The organism is Mesorhizobium sp. SP-1A (genome assembly GCF_032460275.1).
Lineage (GTDB): Bacteria > Pseudomonadota > Alphaproteobacteria > Rhizobiales > Rhizobiaceae > Mesorhizobium.
The window spans coordinates 232,919-250,245 of record NZ_JAVXZD010000001.1 but is presented as its reverse complement, the minus strand read 5'-3'; the positions used below and the strand labels follow the sequence as shown (position 1 = coordinate 250,245).

General features: G+C 67.2%; 11 protein-coding genes. All 11 read left to right on the top strand.

What is annotated here, in order from left to right; translation table 11 throughout:
• Positions 1–156: 156 nt before the first annotated feature.
• The 11 genes from QU595_RS01145 to addA all read left to right on the top strand — a co-directional run bounded on the left by QU595_RS01145 (position 157) and on the right by addA (position 17,268).
• The gene (locus tag QU595_RS01145) at positions 157–858 is read left to right on the top strand and encodes a response regulator transcription factor (RefSeq protein WP_315918392.1); all 702 of its coding nucleotides are present in this window, start codon (positions 157–159) and stop codon (positions 856–858) included.
• A gap of 19 nt (positions 859–877) precedes the next feature.
• Positions 878–2,662, top strand: a complete 1,785-nt coding sequence (locus QU595_RS01140; protein ID WP_315918391.1) for a sensor histidine kinase — start codon at positions 878–880, stop codon at positions 2,660–2,662.
• Positions 2,663–2,674: 12 nt separating this feature from the next.
• Positions 2,675–3,136, top strand: a complete 462-nt coding sequence (locus QU595_RS01135) for an HPr kinase/phosphorylase (protein ID WP_315918389.1) — start codon at positions 2,675–2,677, stop codon at positions 3,134–3,136.
• Positions 3,137–3,303: 167 nt separating this feature from the next.
• Positions 3,304–3,705, top strand: coding sequence for a PTS sugar transporter subunit IIA (locus tag QU595_RS01130; protein WP_315918387.1), 402 nt, complete (start codon positions 3,304–3,306; stop codon positions 3,703–3,705).
• Entirely contained in the window at positions 3,702–3,998 is a 297-nt protein-coding gene (locus QU595_RS01125) for an HPr family phosphocarrier protein (RefSeq protein ID WP_315918385.1), read from the top strand. Before QU595_RS01130 ends, QU595_RS01125 begins: the two co-directional genes overlap by 4 nt.
• A gap of 159 nt (positions 3,999–4,157) precedes the next feature.
• Positions 4,158–5,558: an adenosylhomocysteinase gene (ahcY, locus tag QU595_RS01120; RefSeq protein ID WP_315918383.1), complete on the top strand. Its 1,401-nt coding sequence runs from the start codon at positions 4,158–4,160 to the stop codon at positions 5,556–5,558.
• Positions 5,559–5,842: 284 nt separating this feature from the next.
• Positions 5,843–8,389 carry a sensor histidine kinase gene (locus tag QU595_RS01115; RefSeq protein WP_315918382.1) on the top strand — a complete coding sequence of 849 codons (2,547 nt, stop codon included), beginning with the start codon at positions 5,843–5,845 and terminating at the stop codon, positions 8,387–8,389.
• 8 nt (positions 8,390–8,397) lie between these two features.
• Positions 8,398–9,906 (top strand): tRNA (adenosine(37)-N6)-threonylcarbamoyltransferase complex ATPase subunit type 1 TsaE, encoded by a 1,509-nt coding sequence (gene tsaE, locus QU595_RS01110; protein WP_315918380.1) that lies wholly within the window; start codon positions 8,398–8,400, stop codon positions 9,904–9,906.
• A complete protein-coding gene (locus QU595_RS01105; protein WP_315918378.1) occupies positions 9,903–10,631 on the top strand; it encodes a nucleotidyltransferase family protein in 729 nt (242 codons plus the stop codon). The genes tsaE and QU595_RS01105 overlap by 4 nt, the downstream gene beginning before the upstream one ends.
• On the top strand, positions 10,628–13,759 hold the full coding sequence (addB, locus tag QU595_RS01100; protein WP_315918376.1) for a double-strand break repair protein AddB: 3,132 nt from the start codon (positions 10,628–10,630) through the stop codon (positions 13,757–13,759). The genes QU595_RS01105 and addB overlap by 4 nt, the downstream gene beginning before the upstream one ends.
• On the top strand, positions 13,756–17,268 hold the full coding sequence (gene addA, locus QU595_RS01095) for a double-strand break repair helicase AddA (RefSeq protein WP_315918375.1): 3,513 nt from the start codon (positions 13,756–13,758) through the stop codon (positions 17,266–17,268). Before addB ends, addA begins: the two co-directional genes overlap by 4 nt.
• Positions 17,269–17,327 lie beyond the last annotated feature (59 nt).

The window sequence follows — 17,327 nt, the reverse complement described above, 5'->3', positions numbered from 1 at the left end:
GCGGCGTCCTACCCGCACAGGGCCGTTGCGGTGGACATGCTCATGCTGCCGGAGTAGGAGAGGCGAGCGCCATGCCACATTTTGTACCTAATTTGTTTTGCAGAAGCCCCTTCTCGAAGCACGAAGGGACACCCGCTCATGAGGGAGCCACCAGAAATGGCAACAGTCGCGCTTGTCGATGACGACCGCAATATCCTGACGTCGGTCTCGATCGCCCTGGAATCCGAAGGCTACCGCGTGGAGACCTACACGGACGGCGCATCGGCGCTGGAGGGATTGACGGCGCGGCCGCCGAACCTCGCCATCCTCGACATCAAGATGCCCCGCATGGACGGCATGGAGCTGTTGCGCCGGCTGCGCCAGAAGACCGACCTGCCGGTCATCTTCCTGACCTCCAAGGACGACGAGATCGATGAACTGTTCGGCCTCAAGATGGGCGCCGACGACTTCATCCGCAAACCGTTTTCCCAGCGCCTGCTGGTGGAGCGCGTGCGCGCCGTGCTGCGCCGGGCCAGCGCCCGCGACGCGGCCACCAAGCAGCCCAGCCAGCAATCGCGCTCGCTGGAACGCGGGCAGCTCGTCATGGACCAGGAACGCCATACCTGCACCTGGAAGGGCGAACCGGTCACGCTCACCGTCACCGAGTTCCTGATCCTGCATTCGCTGGCCCAGCGCCCCGGCGTGGTGAAAAGCCGTGATGCGCTGATGGATTCGGCCTATGATGAGCAGGTCTATGTGGACGACCGCACCATCGACAGCCATATCAAGCGGCTGCGCAAGAAGTTCAAGGCGGTCGACGACGACTTCGAGATGATCGAAACGCTTTACGGTGTCGGATACCGGTTCCGCGAAGCCTGACAGCAGGTGACGACCTTTAATGGCGGTGGAAGTCGAGCACAGCAGGCCTGCAAGTGCCAAGCGGCGCTCGTCCCGGACGGCGCCGTCCTTCCTGTCCAAGGTCACGGTGCCCCTGCGCCGCTTTCTCGGGCACCACATCTTCTCCAGCCTCACCCGGCGCATCCTGTTTCTCAACCTCGCCGGGCTGGCGGTGCTGGTGTCGGGCATCCTCTATCTCAACACCTTCCGCGACGGGCTGATCGACGCGCGCGTCGAAAGCCTGATGACGCAGGGCGAGATCATCGCCGGGGCGATCGCCGCGTCGGCGACGGTCGAGACGGACGCCATTTCGATCGACCCTGAAAAGCTGCTGGAGCTCCAGGCGGGAGAGAGCGTCAATCCCTCCAGCGACCAGCTCGACAATCTGGACTTCCCCATCAATCCCGAGCGCGTGGCGCCGGTGCTGCGCCGGCTGATATCGCCCACCCGCACCCGCGCACGCATCTACGACCGCGACGCCAACCTTCTGCTGGATTCGCGCCATCTCTACTCGCGCGGCCAGATCCTGCGCTACGACCTGCCGCCGGTGGAGGAGGAAGAGCCGAGCATCGCCGACCGGGTGCAGAAATTCATCTTCGACCTATTTAGCAGCAGGGCGCTTCCCGTCTACAAGGAACAGCCGGGCGGCAACGGGGCGGCCTATCCGGAGGTCGTCAAGGCGCTGACCGGCAGCCCTTCGACCGTGGTGCGGGTCAGCGAGAAGGGCGAGCAGATCGTCTCGGTCGCGGTGCCGATCCAGCGTTTCCGCGCCGTGCTCGGCGTGCTGATGCTCTCGACCGAAGGCGGCGACATCGACAAGATCGTCTCGGCCGAGCGCAAGGCGATCCTGCGCGTCTTCGGCATCGCTGCGCTCGTCACCGCCATCCTGTCGCTGCTGCTGGCCTCGACCATCGCCAACCCGCTGCGCCGGCTGTCGGCCGCGGCCGTCAGGGTGCGCCGCGGCGTGAAGAACCGCGAGGAAATCCCCGATTTCTCCGACCGCCAGGACGAGATCGGCAATCTGTCCATCGCGGTGCGCGACATGACCAATGCTCTCTATGCGCGCATCGAAGCCATCGAGAGCTTCGCCGCCGATGTCAGCCATGAGTTGAAGAATCCCCTCACCTCTCTGCGCAGCGCCGTGGAAACGCTGCCGCTGGCGAAAAACGAGGCGTCGCGGGGCCGATTGATGGAAGTGATCCAGCATGACGTGAAGCGCCTGGATCGCCTGATAACCGACATTTCCGACGCCTCGCGCCTCGACGCCGAGCTGGCGCGGGAGGACGCCGGCAGGGTGGACCTGAAGAAGTTCATCACCGACCTGGTGGCGGTGTCGCGCGAAGCCTCGCACCACAAGAAGGCGGTGGAGATCGAATTCAAGGTGGGCAAGCCGCCGCAGGGCGCCAAGGGCTTTTTCGTGCAGGGCCACGACCTGAGGCTCGGCCAGGTCATCACCAACCTGATCGAGAACGCCCGATCCTTCGTGTCGGAAGAGAACGGCCATATCACCGTTTCGCTGTCGCGGGCCGGCAAGTTCAACATCGTCACGGTCGACGACAACGGACCCGGCATCCGGGCGGAGAACATCGAGCGCATCTTCGAGCGCTTCTACACCGACCGGCCGGCCGGCGAAGCCTTCGGCCAGAATTCCGGGCTTGGCCTGTCGATCAGCCGCCAGATCGTGGAGGCGCACGGCGGCACGCTGACGGCCGAGAACATTCCCGGCACCAAGCCGGGCGAGCTGAGGGGCGCGCGCTTCGTCGTGGCGCTTCCCGCCGACGACTGACATTCCAGCCGCATGCAAGCGACGAACGTCCACGGCACCGCAATCCTGATCGGGGAAAAGGGCCTCCTGATCACCGGGCCTTCCGGCTCGGGCAAAACCACCCTGGCGCTCGCCCTGATCGACCGTTTCGGCACGCGCGGCCTGAACTGCCGGCTGGTCGCCGACGACCAGCTTCTTGTCGCCGCACATTCGGGGCGGCTGGTCTGCCGCGCACCCGAGACGATCGCCGGATTGACCGAGGTGCCCGGCATCGGGCCGCGGCCGATCGCCTTCGAACCGGCGGCGGTGATGGATCTCCTCGTGCGCCTCGTGCCCGCCGAGGCCATGCCGCGCATGCAGGAGGACGCGACCGAAACCGTTGCCGGCTGCGTCCTGCCGCGCCTCGACCTGGCCGCGCGCCATGTCGTTGCCGCCATGCCGGCCGTCGCGGGGCGGCTCGGCATCGTGCCTTTCGCTCAACTGCGGCCATTTTGATGCTGCAATGCGTCAAAATGGACAGGGGAAGCGTAGATTTGGGCTTGTCATCCGCCCGCACCTCGACAAGATAGCGCTTCCTGCCGCCCGGAGAGGCCGGCGAGCGTAAGATGTGCCTGTGAAGGGGCCATGACTTCGCCTACAGAAATGACGGGAGCCGCCCTAGAATGATCGGACTCGTGCTCGTTACGCACGGTCAGTTGGCCAATGAGTTCCGCCTTGCCGTGGAGCACGTTGTAGGACCGCAGGAAAATTTCGCGACAGTGGCGATCGGCGCCGACGACGACATGGAGCAGCGCCGCCGCGACATCGTGGACGCAGTGGCGCGGGTGGACAGCGGCGCCGGCGTGATCGTGCTGACCGACATGTTCGGCGGCACCCCCTCGAACCTCGCCATCTCGGTGATGGAGGCCGGCCGCATCGAAGTGATCGCGGGCATGAACCTGCCGATGCTGATCAAGCTCACCAGCGTCCGCAAGGGCGACAACATGGCTGCGGCGCTCGACGAGGCGCAGGCGGCCGGGCGCAAATACATCAACGTCGCCAGCCAGTTGTTGAGCAGCAAATGAGCGAGGCTTCCTCCGGACCGGACCAGGTCATCCGCGAATTCCTGATCGTGAACCAGCGCGGCCTGCATGCACGGGCTTCGGCAAAGTTCGTGCAGGTGGCCTCGGCCTTCGAGGCCACGGTCGATGTCGAACGCGACGGCATGAAGGTCGGCGGAACGTCCATCATGGGGCTGATGATGCTGGCTGCCAGCCCCGGCAGCTCCATCCGCGTCAGCGCCTCGGGGCCTCAGGCGGAGGAAGTGCTGGCCGCCCTTGACGAACTGATCGCCTCGCGTTTCGGCGAGGAGATCTGACCGGCCGCCAGGCTGCGGCGGACATGCACGGATAAAGATTTCTTTATATCCCATTGTCGCATCGGGTGCGATCTGCTAGTCAGGCGGCCGAACCGCGCCCTTGACCTGCGCATCCCGCGTGCGGGCGCCTCCTGAAGACAACCGCAACGGAGCACCGCCATGACGGGTAGCAAGGACTACGTGGTCGCCGACATTTCGCTTGCCGGCTGGGGCCGCAAGGAAATCGAAATAGCCGAAACCGAAATGCCCGGCCTGATGGCCTGCCGCGAGGAATTCGGGGCCAGCAAGCCGCTGAAGGGCGCGCGCATCACCGGCTCGCTGCACATGACCATCCAGACGGCGGTGCTGATCGAGACGCTGAAGGCGCTCGGCGCCGACATCCGCTGGGCCTCCTGCAACATCTTCTCCACCCAGGACCATGCCGCCGCGGCGATTGCCGAAGCCGGCATTCCGGTCTTCGCCATCAAGGGCGAGACGCTGGAGGACTACTGGACCTATACCGACCAGATCTTCCAGTGGCCGGACGGCCAGCCTTCCAACATGATCCTGGACGACGGCGGCGACGCCACCATGTACATCCTGCTCGGCGCCCGCGCCGAGGCCGGCGAGGACGTGCTGTCCAAGCCGGGCAGCGAGGAAGAGGAAATCCTCTTCGCCCAGATCAAGAAGCGCATGGCCCAGACGCCGGGCTTCTTCACGAAGCAGCGCGAGGCGATCCGCGGCGTCACCGAAGAGACGACCACCGGCGTCAACCGCCTCTACCAACTCCAGAAGAAGGGCCTGCTGCCCTTCCCGGCGATCAACGTCAACGACTCCGTCACCAAGTCCAAGTTCGACAACAAATACGGCTGCAAGGAATCGCTGGTCGACGGCATCCGCCGCGGCACCGACGTGATGATGGCCGGCAAGGTCGCCGTGGTCTGCGGCTATGGCGACGTCGGCAAGGGCTCGGCCGCTTCGCTGAAGGGCGCCGGCGCGCGCGTGAAGGTCACCGAGGTCGACCCGATCTGCGCGCTCCAGGCCGCCATGGACGGCTTCGAGGTGGTGACGCTCGAGGATGCGGCGCCAACCGCCGACATCGTCATCACCACCACCGGCAACAAGGACGTCATCACGCTCGACCATATGCGCGCGATGAAGGACATGGTTATCGTCGGCAATATCGGCCACTTCGACAACGAGATTCAGGTCGCCGCGCTGCGCAACCTGAAATGGACCAATGTCAAGCCGCAGGTGGACATGATCTCCTTCCCGGACGGCAAGCGCATGATCCTCTTGTCGGAAGGCCGCCTGCTCAACCTGGGCAACGCCACCGGCCACCCGAGCTTCGTCATGTCGGCCTCCTTCACCAACCAGGTGCTGGCGCAGATCGAGCTGTTCAGCAAGGGTGGCCAGTACAAGAACGAGGTCTATGTGCTGCCGAAACACCTCGACGAGAAGGTCGCGCGCCTGCACCTCGACAAGCTGGGCGCCAAGCTCACCGAACTGAGCAGCGAGCAGGCCGCCTATATCGGGGTGACGCCGCAGGGTCCGTTCAAGCCGGAACACTACCGCTATTAACCATAGCTGAATAAACTACAACATATTGAGGCCGGGCGATTGACATTTCGCCCGGCCTTATTTTTGGCCGGCGCCCTGCTTCACGGCGATTCGGCGAGGGGGTATGTTGGAGTGATTCGCGAGGCTTCCGGCTGGCGCAGCGTCGGAACCGATGGTTCGGAACAGGCGGTGCCCAGGTTTCCCATATCGGAACGACCTTTGCGTTTTGGCGGTGCGGCACTGCAGATTCGAGGGTAGCAGGCGCGTTCGTCCAGTCTTGTGTTCTGGCGGCGGAGAGGACCAACATGCCGGGGGAAAACCCGCTTCGCGCGGGAGAGGCCGTTTCCGGCGGCCATGAGGATTCGAGGCAGGGCCACCGGGTCACGAGCGGCACGGCCGCTCGTGGCAGACGCACCTTTCTCACAGCCCTGCTTGCCGGAACGGCAGCGCTCGCGCCGCTCGGCGCCCGGGCACAGGATGCCGCGGCGGGCGGCTTCTCGGTCGGCACGATCGACGTCATACAGCTCGCCATCACCACCGGCGTGATGGGCGCGGCTTTCGTGTCCGCCATCATGCTCATCCGCGAACGCGCCCGCACCGCGGCCGAGAACGCGGAGCTGCGCACCCGCATTGCGGATGTGAACGCCGCACTGCAGCGTTCGGAAGCGCTACTCAATCTGCGCGACCAGCGCGCCATCGTATGGCCGTCCGACAACAAGAAACCGGAACTGGTCGGCAGCCTGCCGGTGGAATCTGGAGCGCCGAACGAGCGCGCCGCCTTCCTGGCCTTCGGCCGCTGGCTGATGCCGCGCTCGGCCGCCGCGCTGGAACATGCGGTGGCGGCCCTGCGGGAAAAAGGCACGCCTTTCGATCTGGTCGCGGAGTCGCTGTCCGGCGCGCCGCTGGAAATCCACGGCCGCAAGAGAAGCGCGCATGCGATCGTGCGCTTCGTGTCCCTGTCGGAAACGCAGCGAAGCGAGGCGCGGCTCAAGATCGAGAACCGGCGGCTGGCCGCCGAACAGGAGACTGTAAAGGGCCTCCTGGACGCGCTGAAGATGCCGTTCTGGCTGCGCGCGGCGGACGGAAGATTGAAGTGGGTCAACCGCGCCTACGCCGCCGCGGTGGAGGCAAGCGACGCGCAGGAGACGCTCAGCGAAGGCAAGGAATTCCTCGGCAGCCAGGCACGCGAGGCCATCGCCGAGAGCCACAGGGCGCGGCCCGTCTTCGAGCAGACGCTGTCCACCGTCATCGAGGGCGACCGGCGCATGTTCGCCGTGGTGGACGTCGCCGGCGGCGGCGGCTCCGCCGGACTCGCCTGCGACGTCAGCGCCATCGAGGCCGTGCGCGAAGAATATGAGCGCACCGTGCGCAGCCACGCCGACACGCTCGACCAGCTCAACACCGCCGTCGCCATATTCGACACCGAGGAAAAGCTGCGCTTCTTCAACCAGGCCTTCCAGAAGCTCTGGGGACTGGACAGTGCCTTCCTGCACAGCGCGCCCGACAATGCGTTGCTGCTCGACCGCCTGCGCTCGGAGGGCAAGATCGCCGAACAGCCCGAATGGCGCCGCTGGAAGGAGAACCTTCTCGGGGCCTATCGCGCGGTCGAACCGCAGGAGCACTGGTGGTACCTGCCCGACGGCAAGACCATCCGCGTGGTGGCCAACCCGCAGCCCAGGGGCGGCGTGACCTGGGTGTTCGAGAACCTGACAGAGAAGATCGACCTGGAAAGCCGCTACCGCACCGCCGTGCGGGTGCAGGGCGAAACCCTCGACAATCTGGCAGAGGGTGTCGCCGTGTTCGGGCCCGACGGCAGGCTGCGCCTTTCCAATCCCGCATTCGCAACGCTATGGGGACTGGACGCGGGAGCGATATCGGCGGACACCCATGTGTCCGCGATCCGCCAGCTTTGCGATCACAGGGCCAAGGACAGTCCTTGGCCCGGCTTCGTCGCGGCCGTCACCGGCTTCGACGAAGAGCGCCGCGACCATCGCGGCCAGACGGAGCTGGAGAACGGCGACGTGCTGCGCTACGCTGTCATCCACCTGCCGAACGGACAGGTGATGATCACCTTCGTGGACGTCACGGACAGCGTCAATGTCGAGCGCGCGCTAAAAGACAAGAACGAAGCGCTGCTGAAGGCCGACCAGTTGAAGAACGAGTTCGTGCAGCATGTTTCCTATGAGTTGCGCTCGCCTTTGACCAACATCATCGGCTTCACGGAACTGCTTTCGCTACCGGCCACCGGCCCGTTGACAACGCGGCAGCAGGAATATGTCGAGCATATCGGCTCGTCCTCCTCGGTGCTGCTCACCATCGTCAACGACATCCTCGACCTAGCGACCGTCGATGCCGGCATCATGCAGCTCGAGATTTCGGAGGTCGAGGTGGGCCGCACCATCGCCGCCGCCGCGGAACTGATCGCCGACCGCCTGGAAGAGCATTCGATCCGGCTGCGAGTGGAGGCCGGCACCGCGCCCAAGAGCTTCCACGGCGACGAGACGCGCATACGCCAGATCCTCTACAACCTGCTCAGCAACGCCGTGAACTACGCGCCGGAAGGCAGCGTCATAAGCCTGGCTTGCCGCCAGGTGCCGGAAGGCATCCAGTTTTCCGTGCATGACGACGGCCCGGGCATGCCGCCGGACGTGCTGGAGACCGTGTTCCGCCGTTTCGAGCCGCATGTGAACGGCGGCCGCCGGCGCGGCGCCGGGCTCGGCCTCTCCATTGTCAAGAGCTTCGTGGAATTGCATGGCGGAACCGTCGCGATCCAGACGGGCAAGGACAACGGCACCACGGTGATCTGCACCTTCCCGGCCGTGCCTTCCGGCATCCGCGTGGCGGCCGAGTAGCACGTCCGATGGCACAGACGGCGGTGGAACGCTTTCTGCCCGACGAGGCGGCGACCGGGCGGCTGGGCGAAGACCTTGCCATGGCGCTTCGGCCCGGCGACGTGCTCGCCTTGCAAGGCGACCTCGGCGCCGGCAAGTCGACGCTGGCGCGGGCGTTGATCCGGGCCCTCACCGACGACGAGAAGCTGGAGGTGCCCAGCCCCACCTTCACGCTGGTGCAGAGCTACGAGGCGCGGCTGCCGGTGCATCATTTCGACCTCTACCGCCTCGGCGACGCGAGCGAGCTGGACGAACTGGGCTTCGAGGAAGCGGTCGCGGAAGGTGCGGCGCTGGTGGAATGGCCGGAGCGCGCCGCCGACCGTTTTCCGCCGCAAGCCGTCGTGATCGAGCTTTCGCATCGGGACGAGGGCCGCCTGGCACGGATTTCCGGCGTGGGCGCGGCTTTCGAACGCGTTTCCCGCTCACTGGCGCTGCGCGATTTTCTGGCAACCGCCGGCTGGGGCGAGGCGACGCGGAGATACCTGACGGGCGACGCCTCCGCGCGCGCTTACGAAACCGTGTCGCTGCCCGGCGAGGCCGACCGCATCGCCATGAACGCGCCGCCGCTGGTGCTCGGTCCGCCCGTGCGCGACGGCAAGGCCTATGCCGAGATTGCGCATACGGCCCGCACCGTCGCGGCCTTCGTGGCGATCGACCGAGCCTTGATGGCTGCCGGCGTCAGCGTGCCTGAAATCCATGCGCAGGACCTCGACCGGGGTTTCCTGCTGATCGAGGATCTCGGCCGGGAAGGTTTCCTGGTCGAGGGAAAGCCGGTGGGCGAGCGCTATACGGCCGCCGCAGAACTGCTGGCTGCGATGCATGACCGGAAATGGTCCTATCATCTGCCGGCCGCGCCGGGCGTTTTCCACGACGTGCCGCCCTTCGACCGCGGCGCCATGACGATCGAGGCGGATCTGCTACTGGACTGGTATGTGCCCGCCGTCGCCGGAGACCCGGCAAGCGAGCAGCTTCGCGCGGCCTACCGCCTGGAATGGGGCAGGCTGTTCGACCGGCTGGACGGGCGCGGGACGACGCTGATGCTGCGCGATTTCCATTCGCCCAACATCATCTGGCGCGGCGAGCGCGCCGGTCACGACCGACTTGGCATCATCGATTTCCAGGACGCGCTGATCGGCCCGCCGGCCTATGACGTGGCGTCGCTGGCCATGGACGCGCGCGTGACCGTGCCTGTCGAGATCGAGCGCCGGACCGTGGACGCCTATATCGCCGCGCGGCATGCCGCCGGCGCGTTCGACGAAGACGCCTTCCGCGAGGCCTACGCGATCATGGCCGCGCAGAGGAACTCCAAGATCCTCGGCATCTTCGTGCGGCTCGACCGTCGCGACGGCAAGCCCGCCTATCTGAAACATCTGCCGCGCATCCGCGACTATCTGCGCCGCGCCCTTGCGCATCCGGCGCTCGCCGGTCTACGCGACCTATATGAAGCGCACGGACTGCTGGAGGAGCGCTCTTTATGACCGATGCGCCGAAGACCGCCATGGTGCTGGCCGCGGGCCTTGGAAAACGCATGCGGCCCATCACCGACACCTTGCCCAAGCCGCTGGTGAAGGTAGCCGGCAAGACCCTGCTCGACTGGGGGCTGGACGGCCTCGCCCGCGCCGGCGTCGAGAAGGCGGTGGTCAACGTGCACTATCTTCCCGGCCAGATCGTCGCCCATGTCGAGCGGCGAACGGCCCCGCGCATCGTCATTTCGGACGAACGCGACGGGTTGCTCGATTCGGCCGGCGGCATCGTCAAAGCCCTGCCGGAACTCGGCGACAGGCCGTTCTTCGTCATCAACGCCGATACGTTCTGGATCGATGAAGGCACGCCCAGCCTGCGCCGTCTCGCGCTTGCATGGAACGACGCGCGGATGGATATTCTGCTCATGCTGGCGGACCTCGAATCGGCGACCGGACATAGCGGCGGCACGGATTTCCTCATGGCCGGCGACGGCGCCTTGCGGCGCGCCAAGGGCGATCCGGCCGGCCTGATCTACGCAGGCGCGGCGATCATCCATCCGCGCATCTTCACCGGCGCGCCCGCCGGGCCGCTTTCGCTCAACCGCTATTTCGACGAGGCGATCGCGGCCGGCCGGCTGTTCGGCATGGCCATGCGCGGGCGCTGGATAACGGTCGGCACGCCGGACGCCCTGCCGCCGGCCGAAGCCGCCGTGGCCGAAGCGCTCGCCGGAGCGACATGAGCGGCGCGCACCGCGTCCTTTCCATTTCCACCGGCGCGCCGTTCCTGCCGACCCTGGCGCGGGCGCTGCTCGACGGCCGCCTGGTGCCCGGCTTCCGTCACGACGGCGACCCGCTGGCGCTGGCCGATGCGACCATATACGTGCCGACGCGCCGTGCCGCACGCGCCCTGCGCGCCGCCTTTGTCGAACTGCTCGGCGGCGGTTCGGCCATATTGCCGGTCATCCGGCCGCTCGGCGAATTCGACGAGGATGAGGCCGCCTTCGACGCCGACCTGCCGCAAAGCGCTGCCGCGCTGGCGCTTGCGCCGCCGGTTTCCGCCATTGAAAGGCTGCTGCTGCTCGCCCCGCTGGTGCGCGCCTGGAAGCGCCGGCTTCCGGCACATGTCGCCGCGCTGTTCGAGGAGGAGATGGTGGTTCCGGCTTCCGCCGCGGACGCTGTGTGGCTGGCCCGCGATCTCGCCGAACTGATGGACGAGGTGGAGACGGAAGGCTCGGATTGGGCGAGGCTGGCAGGACTGGTCGAAGGCAATCTCGCCGGCTGGTGGCAGGTGACGCTGGATTTCCTCAAGATCGTCACCGAGAACTGGCCGGCGATCCTTTCCGAGCGCGATAGCTCCAATCCGGCCGCCCATCGCAGCGCGCTGATACGGCTCGAGGCGGCGCGGCTGAAGCGCAATCCGCCGGCCGGCCCGGTCGTCGCCGCCGGCTCAACAGGCTCCATCCCCGCCACGGCAGAGCTTCTGGCGGCCATCGCCAGCCTGCCCAACGGCGCGGTGGTGGTGCCGGGGCTCGACAAGATGATGGACGACGCCTCCTTCGCCGCCATCACGGCATCGGACGTGCGCCCGGCGATGCTCGGCCATCCGCAATACGGCCTCGGCAAGCTGATCGGCCGCATCGGCGTGGCGCGCGGCGAGATCGAGGAGATCGGCGCGGTCGGGGAGGCGCTGGCGCGGCGGGCCGCACTGGTGGCGGAAGCACTGCGCCCGGCCGATACGACCGAACTGTGGAGCACCAATCGCGCGCGCTTCGAGGATGCGGCGATTTCCGCCGCATTGGAGGGCGTGACACTGGTCGAGGCCGCCAACGAGCACGACGAAGCGGTGGCGATCGCGATCGCGCTCAGGCAAGCGGTGCAGGCTCCGGGACGAAAGGCGGCCTTGGTGACCGGCGACCGGGCGCTGGCGCGGCGGGTCTCGGCCGAACTGCTCCGCTTCGGCGTGCGGGCCGACGATTCAGGCGGCACGCCGCTCGCCACCACGCCGCCCGCCGCCCTGCTGCGGCTGGCGCTGGAGACCGCTTTCCGGCCGGGCGACCCGGTGGCACTGCTTTCGCTGGTGAAACACCCGCTGCTCGGGCTGGGGCTGGAGCGCGCCACCGTGCGGCGTGCCGCCGAGTCGATTGAACTGGTGGCATTGCGCGGCGGCACGGGACGGCCCGATATCGCCTTGCTCGCAGACTTGTTCGACAGGCGGCTCACGCAGGAGAGCGAGGAGACCCGTCCGCCGTTCTGGCTGCCGCGGCTGACCGCAGGGAGGATCGAAGAAGCCCGGGCAATGCTCGGCAAGCTCGCCGCCGCCGTCACCCCGCTCACCGCGTTGCGCGGCCAGCAGCAGGTGGAGATCGCGGCGCTGGTGCGGGCGAGCGTCGAGGCGCTGGAATCTCTCGGGCGGGCCGAAGACGGTTCGCCAGGCAGGCTCTACGAAGGCGACGCCGGCGAAAAGCTGGCTGAGCTGCTGCGCGGGCTCGTCGCGGCATCCGCCTCCTTCCCCATCGACGTCGAGGAATGGCCTTCCGTCATGGACGCGCTGATCGCTCCCGAGACGGTGAAGCCGGCCCGCGGCGCCGACCGCGCCATCTCGATCTGGGGCGCGCTGGAAGCGCGGCTTCAGGAGGTCGACACGCTGGTGATCGGCGGGCTGAACGAAGGAGTGTGGCCGCGCAAGGCCGAGAGCGGCCGCTTCATGTCGCGGCTGATGAAAACCGGAATAGACCTTGAACCGCCCGAGCGCCGCATCGGCCTGGCGGCGCACGACTTCCAGTTGGCGATGGGCGCGCCCAAGGTGGTGCTGACGCGCGCAGCCCGCTCGGGCGATGCGCCGGCAGTGCCGTCGCGCTGGCTGCAACGCCTGTCGACCTTCATCGGCAGGGAGGAAGCCGACAGGCTGCGCCGTCGGGGCGAGGAATTGCTTTCCTGGGCGCGCGCGCTGGATGCGGGCGAGAAGCGGGATTTCGCCCCGCGCCCGCAGCCGAAACCGCCGCTGGCCGTGCGGCCCCGCCATTTCTCCGTCACCGAGATCGAGACGCTGCGCCGCGATCCCTATGCGATCTATGCGCGCCGCATCCTCGGACTGATGCCGCTGGAGCCGATGATCCGCGATCCCGGCGCGGCCGAGCGCGGCACGCTGTTCCACGCCATCCTGCATCGCTTCTCCGAAAAGCTCGCCGATCCGCGCGCGCCGCAAGCGCTGGAGGCGCTGCTCGCGGCAGGGCGCGACTGTTTCGCCGAAGCGCAATTGCCGGCGGATGTCGAGGCGGTCTGGTGGCCGCGTTTCGAAAAGCTGGCGGCCGGCATCATCGAGTGGGAACGTAGCCGCGCCACAGCAGTGGCCCGGCGCCATGCCGAAGCGCGCGCGGACAAGACCCCGGTTGGGGCGTCGGGCGTGACCCTGTCGGGCTATGCCGACCGCGTCGACCTGCTGGCCGGCGGCATGGCGGACATACTCGACTACAAGACCGGCTCCTCGCCCTCCAAGGCGCAGGCGCATACGCTGCTCGCGCCGCAGCTTGCGCTGGAAGGCGCGCTGCTCAAACGCGGCGCGTTCCGCGACCTCGGCGCGCGGGAGCCTTCGGATCTGGCCTTCGTGCGGCTGAAGCCGAACGGCGAAGTCTTCGAAGACTCCATCCTCGACTATAACCGCAAGCCCCGTTCCGCCGCCGATCTTTCCGAGGAAGCCTGGGCTCGGCTCGAGAAGCTGCTGGTCCACTACCACGATCCCAAAGCGGGCTATCTGTCGCGCGCGATCCCCTTCCGGGAGGGCGAAACCGACGGCGACTACGACCATCTCGCCCGTGTGCTGGAATGGTCTGCCGGCGGGGACGGCGAGGACGAAGGGGGCGAGGCATGAAGAAGGCCTATCCCATTCCCTTCGACACCGCCGCCAGCCAGGCGCGGGCCTCCGATCCCGCCAATTCGGCCTGGGTGTCGGCCAATGCCGGATCGGGCAAGACGCATGTGCTGGCCCAGCGGGTCATCAGGCTTTTGCTGCGCGGCACGGACCCGGCCAAGATATTGTGCCTGACCTATACGCGCGCGGCGGCCGCCAACATGTCGAACCGGGTGTTCTCGACGCTGTCGGAATGGACCGCGCTGGACGAGGAGACGCTTGCCGCACGCATCGAAGCGCTGGAAGGCAACCGCCCCGGCCGCGAGACGATGCGTCGGGCGCGACGCCTGTTTGCGGAGGCGCTGGAGACGCCCGGGGGCCTGAAGATCCAGACCATCCACGCGTTCTGCGAATCCGTGCTGCACCTGTTCCCGCTGGAAGCCAACATCGCCGCCCATTTCGAGATGCTGGATCCGCAGATGGAACAGGCCCTGCTGGCCGCCGCGCGCCGCGACATGATCACCGGCGCCGGCAGCGACGGCCCGGAACTGGCCGAGGCCTTCGCCACCGTGCTGGAGCGTGGCGGCGAGAAGGGCCTTGACGACCTGCTTGCCGAGATCATGCGCAAGCGCGACGGACTGCGCGGGTTCATCGACGCGACGGGCGGAGACGGCCAGGGCTTTCGCCCGTTGTTCGAGGAATTCGGCTTCGGCGCGCGGGAAACCGCCGAGACGGTCGCGGATGCCGCCTGGCCGCTGCCCGGCTTCGAGCCGGATTATTTCGCAGTCGTAGGAACGACTTCAGCAAGGCTCGGCGCCGCCCGTGCGCAGGACATGGTTTCAAGGACCGGGCCGGCCTTTGCCGAGGCCGATCCCGTACGCCGGCTGGCGTTGCTTCGAAAAGGGTTTCTGAGCGGCAAGGGAGAGCCCTACAAACCGGACTGGCTATTTTCCAAGGCGTTGCTCGGAGCCCTGCCCGACCTGCCGGAACGCTATCTGGCGGCCGCCGCCACGGTGATGAAGGCCAGCGACCGGCTCGCGCTCCTGCGCATGCTGGAAGCCACGCGTGCCGCGCTGACGGTGGCCGACTGGCTGATCGCCCGTTACGAACAGCTGAAGCGCGGGCGCGGTTTCCTCGACTTCAACGACCTCATCACCCGCACCGTCAAGCTGCTCGACCGCACCGACGCGGGCCCGTGGGTGCGCTTCAAGCTGGACCAGGGCATCGACCATATCCTGCTCGACGAGGCGCAGGACACCAGCCCCGACCAGTGGGAGGTGGTGAAGAAGCTGGCGGAAGAATTCTTCTCCGGCCTCGGCGCGCGCGACGGCGTATTGCGCACGATGTTCGCCGTCGGGGATGAGAAGCAGTCCATCTACTCCTTCCAGGGTGCCGCCCCCGACTCCTTCCACGACAACCGACTTGAATTCGCCACCCGCGTGCGCGGCGCCGAGGCGAGCTTCGCGGACCTCAAGCTCACCTGGTCGTTCCGCTCCACCGATGACGTGCTGAAGGCGGTCGACCGCGTCTTCGCCGATCCGGCAATGCGGCGCGGCATCAGCCACGATCCCGACCCTCTCGATCACAAGGCCATCCGCAACGACGCGCCGGGCTATGTCGAGGTCTGGCCCTCGGTCGGCGCCGAGGCGGTGGAGGAGCCGGACGACTGGGCCCTGCCCGTCAATCATGCCAGCGCCCCGGCCGTGCGGCTGGCCGAAACCATCGCCGCGACCATCCAGGGCTGGCTGGAAAGCGGCGAAACCATCGAAGGCAAGGGCCGCCGGCTGGCGGCCGGCGACATCGTCGTGCTGGTGCGCAAGCGCGACCGCTTCGTGCACGCGCTGTCGCGCAGCCTGAAGAACCGCAACATTCCCGTGGCCGGCGCCGACCGGCTCAGCCTGCCCGGCCATATCGCGGTCAAGGACCTCGTGGCGCTCGGCCGCTTCATCGCCCAGCCGGAGGACGATCTTTCCCTTGCGGCGCTGCTGCGTTCGCCGGTCTTCGATATTGCGGAGGAGGAGCTGTTCCAGCTTGCCGCCGCACGTGCGCGCGGCGTCTCGCTGATCGCCTCGCTGCGGGAAAAGGCGCGAGACGACATGATCCTGGCGGCGGTGGTGAAGCAGCTCGATGCCTGGGCCAACGAGGCGGCGTTCAAGCCCATCTTCGAATTCTACGCTTCGGTGCTGGCGCGGGACGGCGTGCGCCGGAAGATGATCGCGCGGCTCGGGCCGGAAGCCGGCGACATATTGGACGAGTTCCTCAATTTCGCGTTGGCCGAGGAGCGCACCGGGCTGCCGGGCCTGGAGCCGTTCCTCTCCACGCTGGAAAGCGCCGGGCCCGAGATCAAGCGGGAGATGGACCAGACCCGCGACGAGGTGCGCATCATGACCGTGCACGCCGCCAAGGGCCTGGAGGCGCCGGTGGTGTTCCTCGTCGACAGCGGTGCTGCTCCGTTCAGCGACCAGCACCTGCCGAGGCTCATGCCGTTCGAAGGCTCCGGCCGCCATTGGCGTGGCAGAGGCTATCTGTGGCGCGCCGGCAGCGACGTCGCCAACGAGATGTCGCAAAGCGTGGCCACGCTGACGCGCGACCTGGCCGACGACGAATACCGCCGCCTGCTCTATGTCGGCATGACGCGCGCCGAAGACCGGCTGATCGTCTGCGGCTACCACGGCAAGCGGGCGCCGAACGAGGGCACGTGGCATTCCCTGGTTTCGCGCGCGCTGCTCGCCGCTCCGGAAACGCGGGAGGTCACGCACCCTGTCAGCGGCGAGCCTGTCCACCGCTTCCAGGTTTCCGATTTCCCTCCGCTTGCCGCCACCGCGGTGGAAACGAGCGTGCGGGCCGAGTTCGGACCGCCGCCGGCCAGCCTCTTCGCGGAATTCACGGTCACGGAGGAGTTGCCGCGCCCGCTGTCGCCATCCGGGGCCGCCGCGCTGATCGAGGACGCAAAGGAGGCCTCGACCGACACGCGTTCGCCTGTTCTGGACGCCGTGGACGAGCCCGTTTTCGCCATCCAGCGCGGGCTGACCACGCACAAGCTGTTGCAGATGCTGCCGGGACTGGACGAAGCGGACCGCATGGCGGCCGCCGAACGCTATCTGGCGCGCGCCGGCGCCGGCTGGCATGAAGCCGAACGCCGCAAGACGCTGGTTTCGGTGACCGAAATCCTTTCCGACCAGGACTTCGCGCCGCTGTTCGGGTCCGGTTCGCGCGCCGAGGTGTCGATCGCCGGCAGCATCGACATCCGCGGCAAGAAACGCAGCGTCTCCGGCAAGATCGACCGGCTGGCGGTGACGCCGGGCAAGGTGATGATCGTCGACTACAAGACCAACCGGCCCGCGCCGGCTTCCCTTGCCGAAGTTCCCGACGCCTATATATTGCAGCTTGCGCTCTACCGCGCTTTGCTTGCGCCGCTTTATCCGGGCAGGCAGATTTGCGCAGCACTCCTGTTCACCGAGGCGCCGCGCCTGATCGAGCTGCCGGCGGACCGGCTGGCCGACGCCCTTGCCCGACTCAACGCATCGTGACACAAGACCTGCTTGAATGAGCGCATAAATACCACCACATTTGGTGCGGCAATCAAACC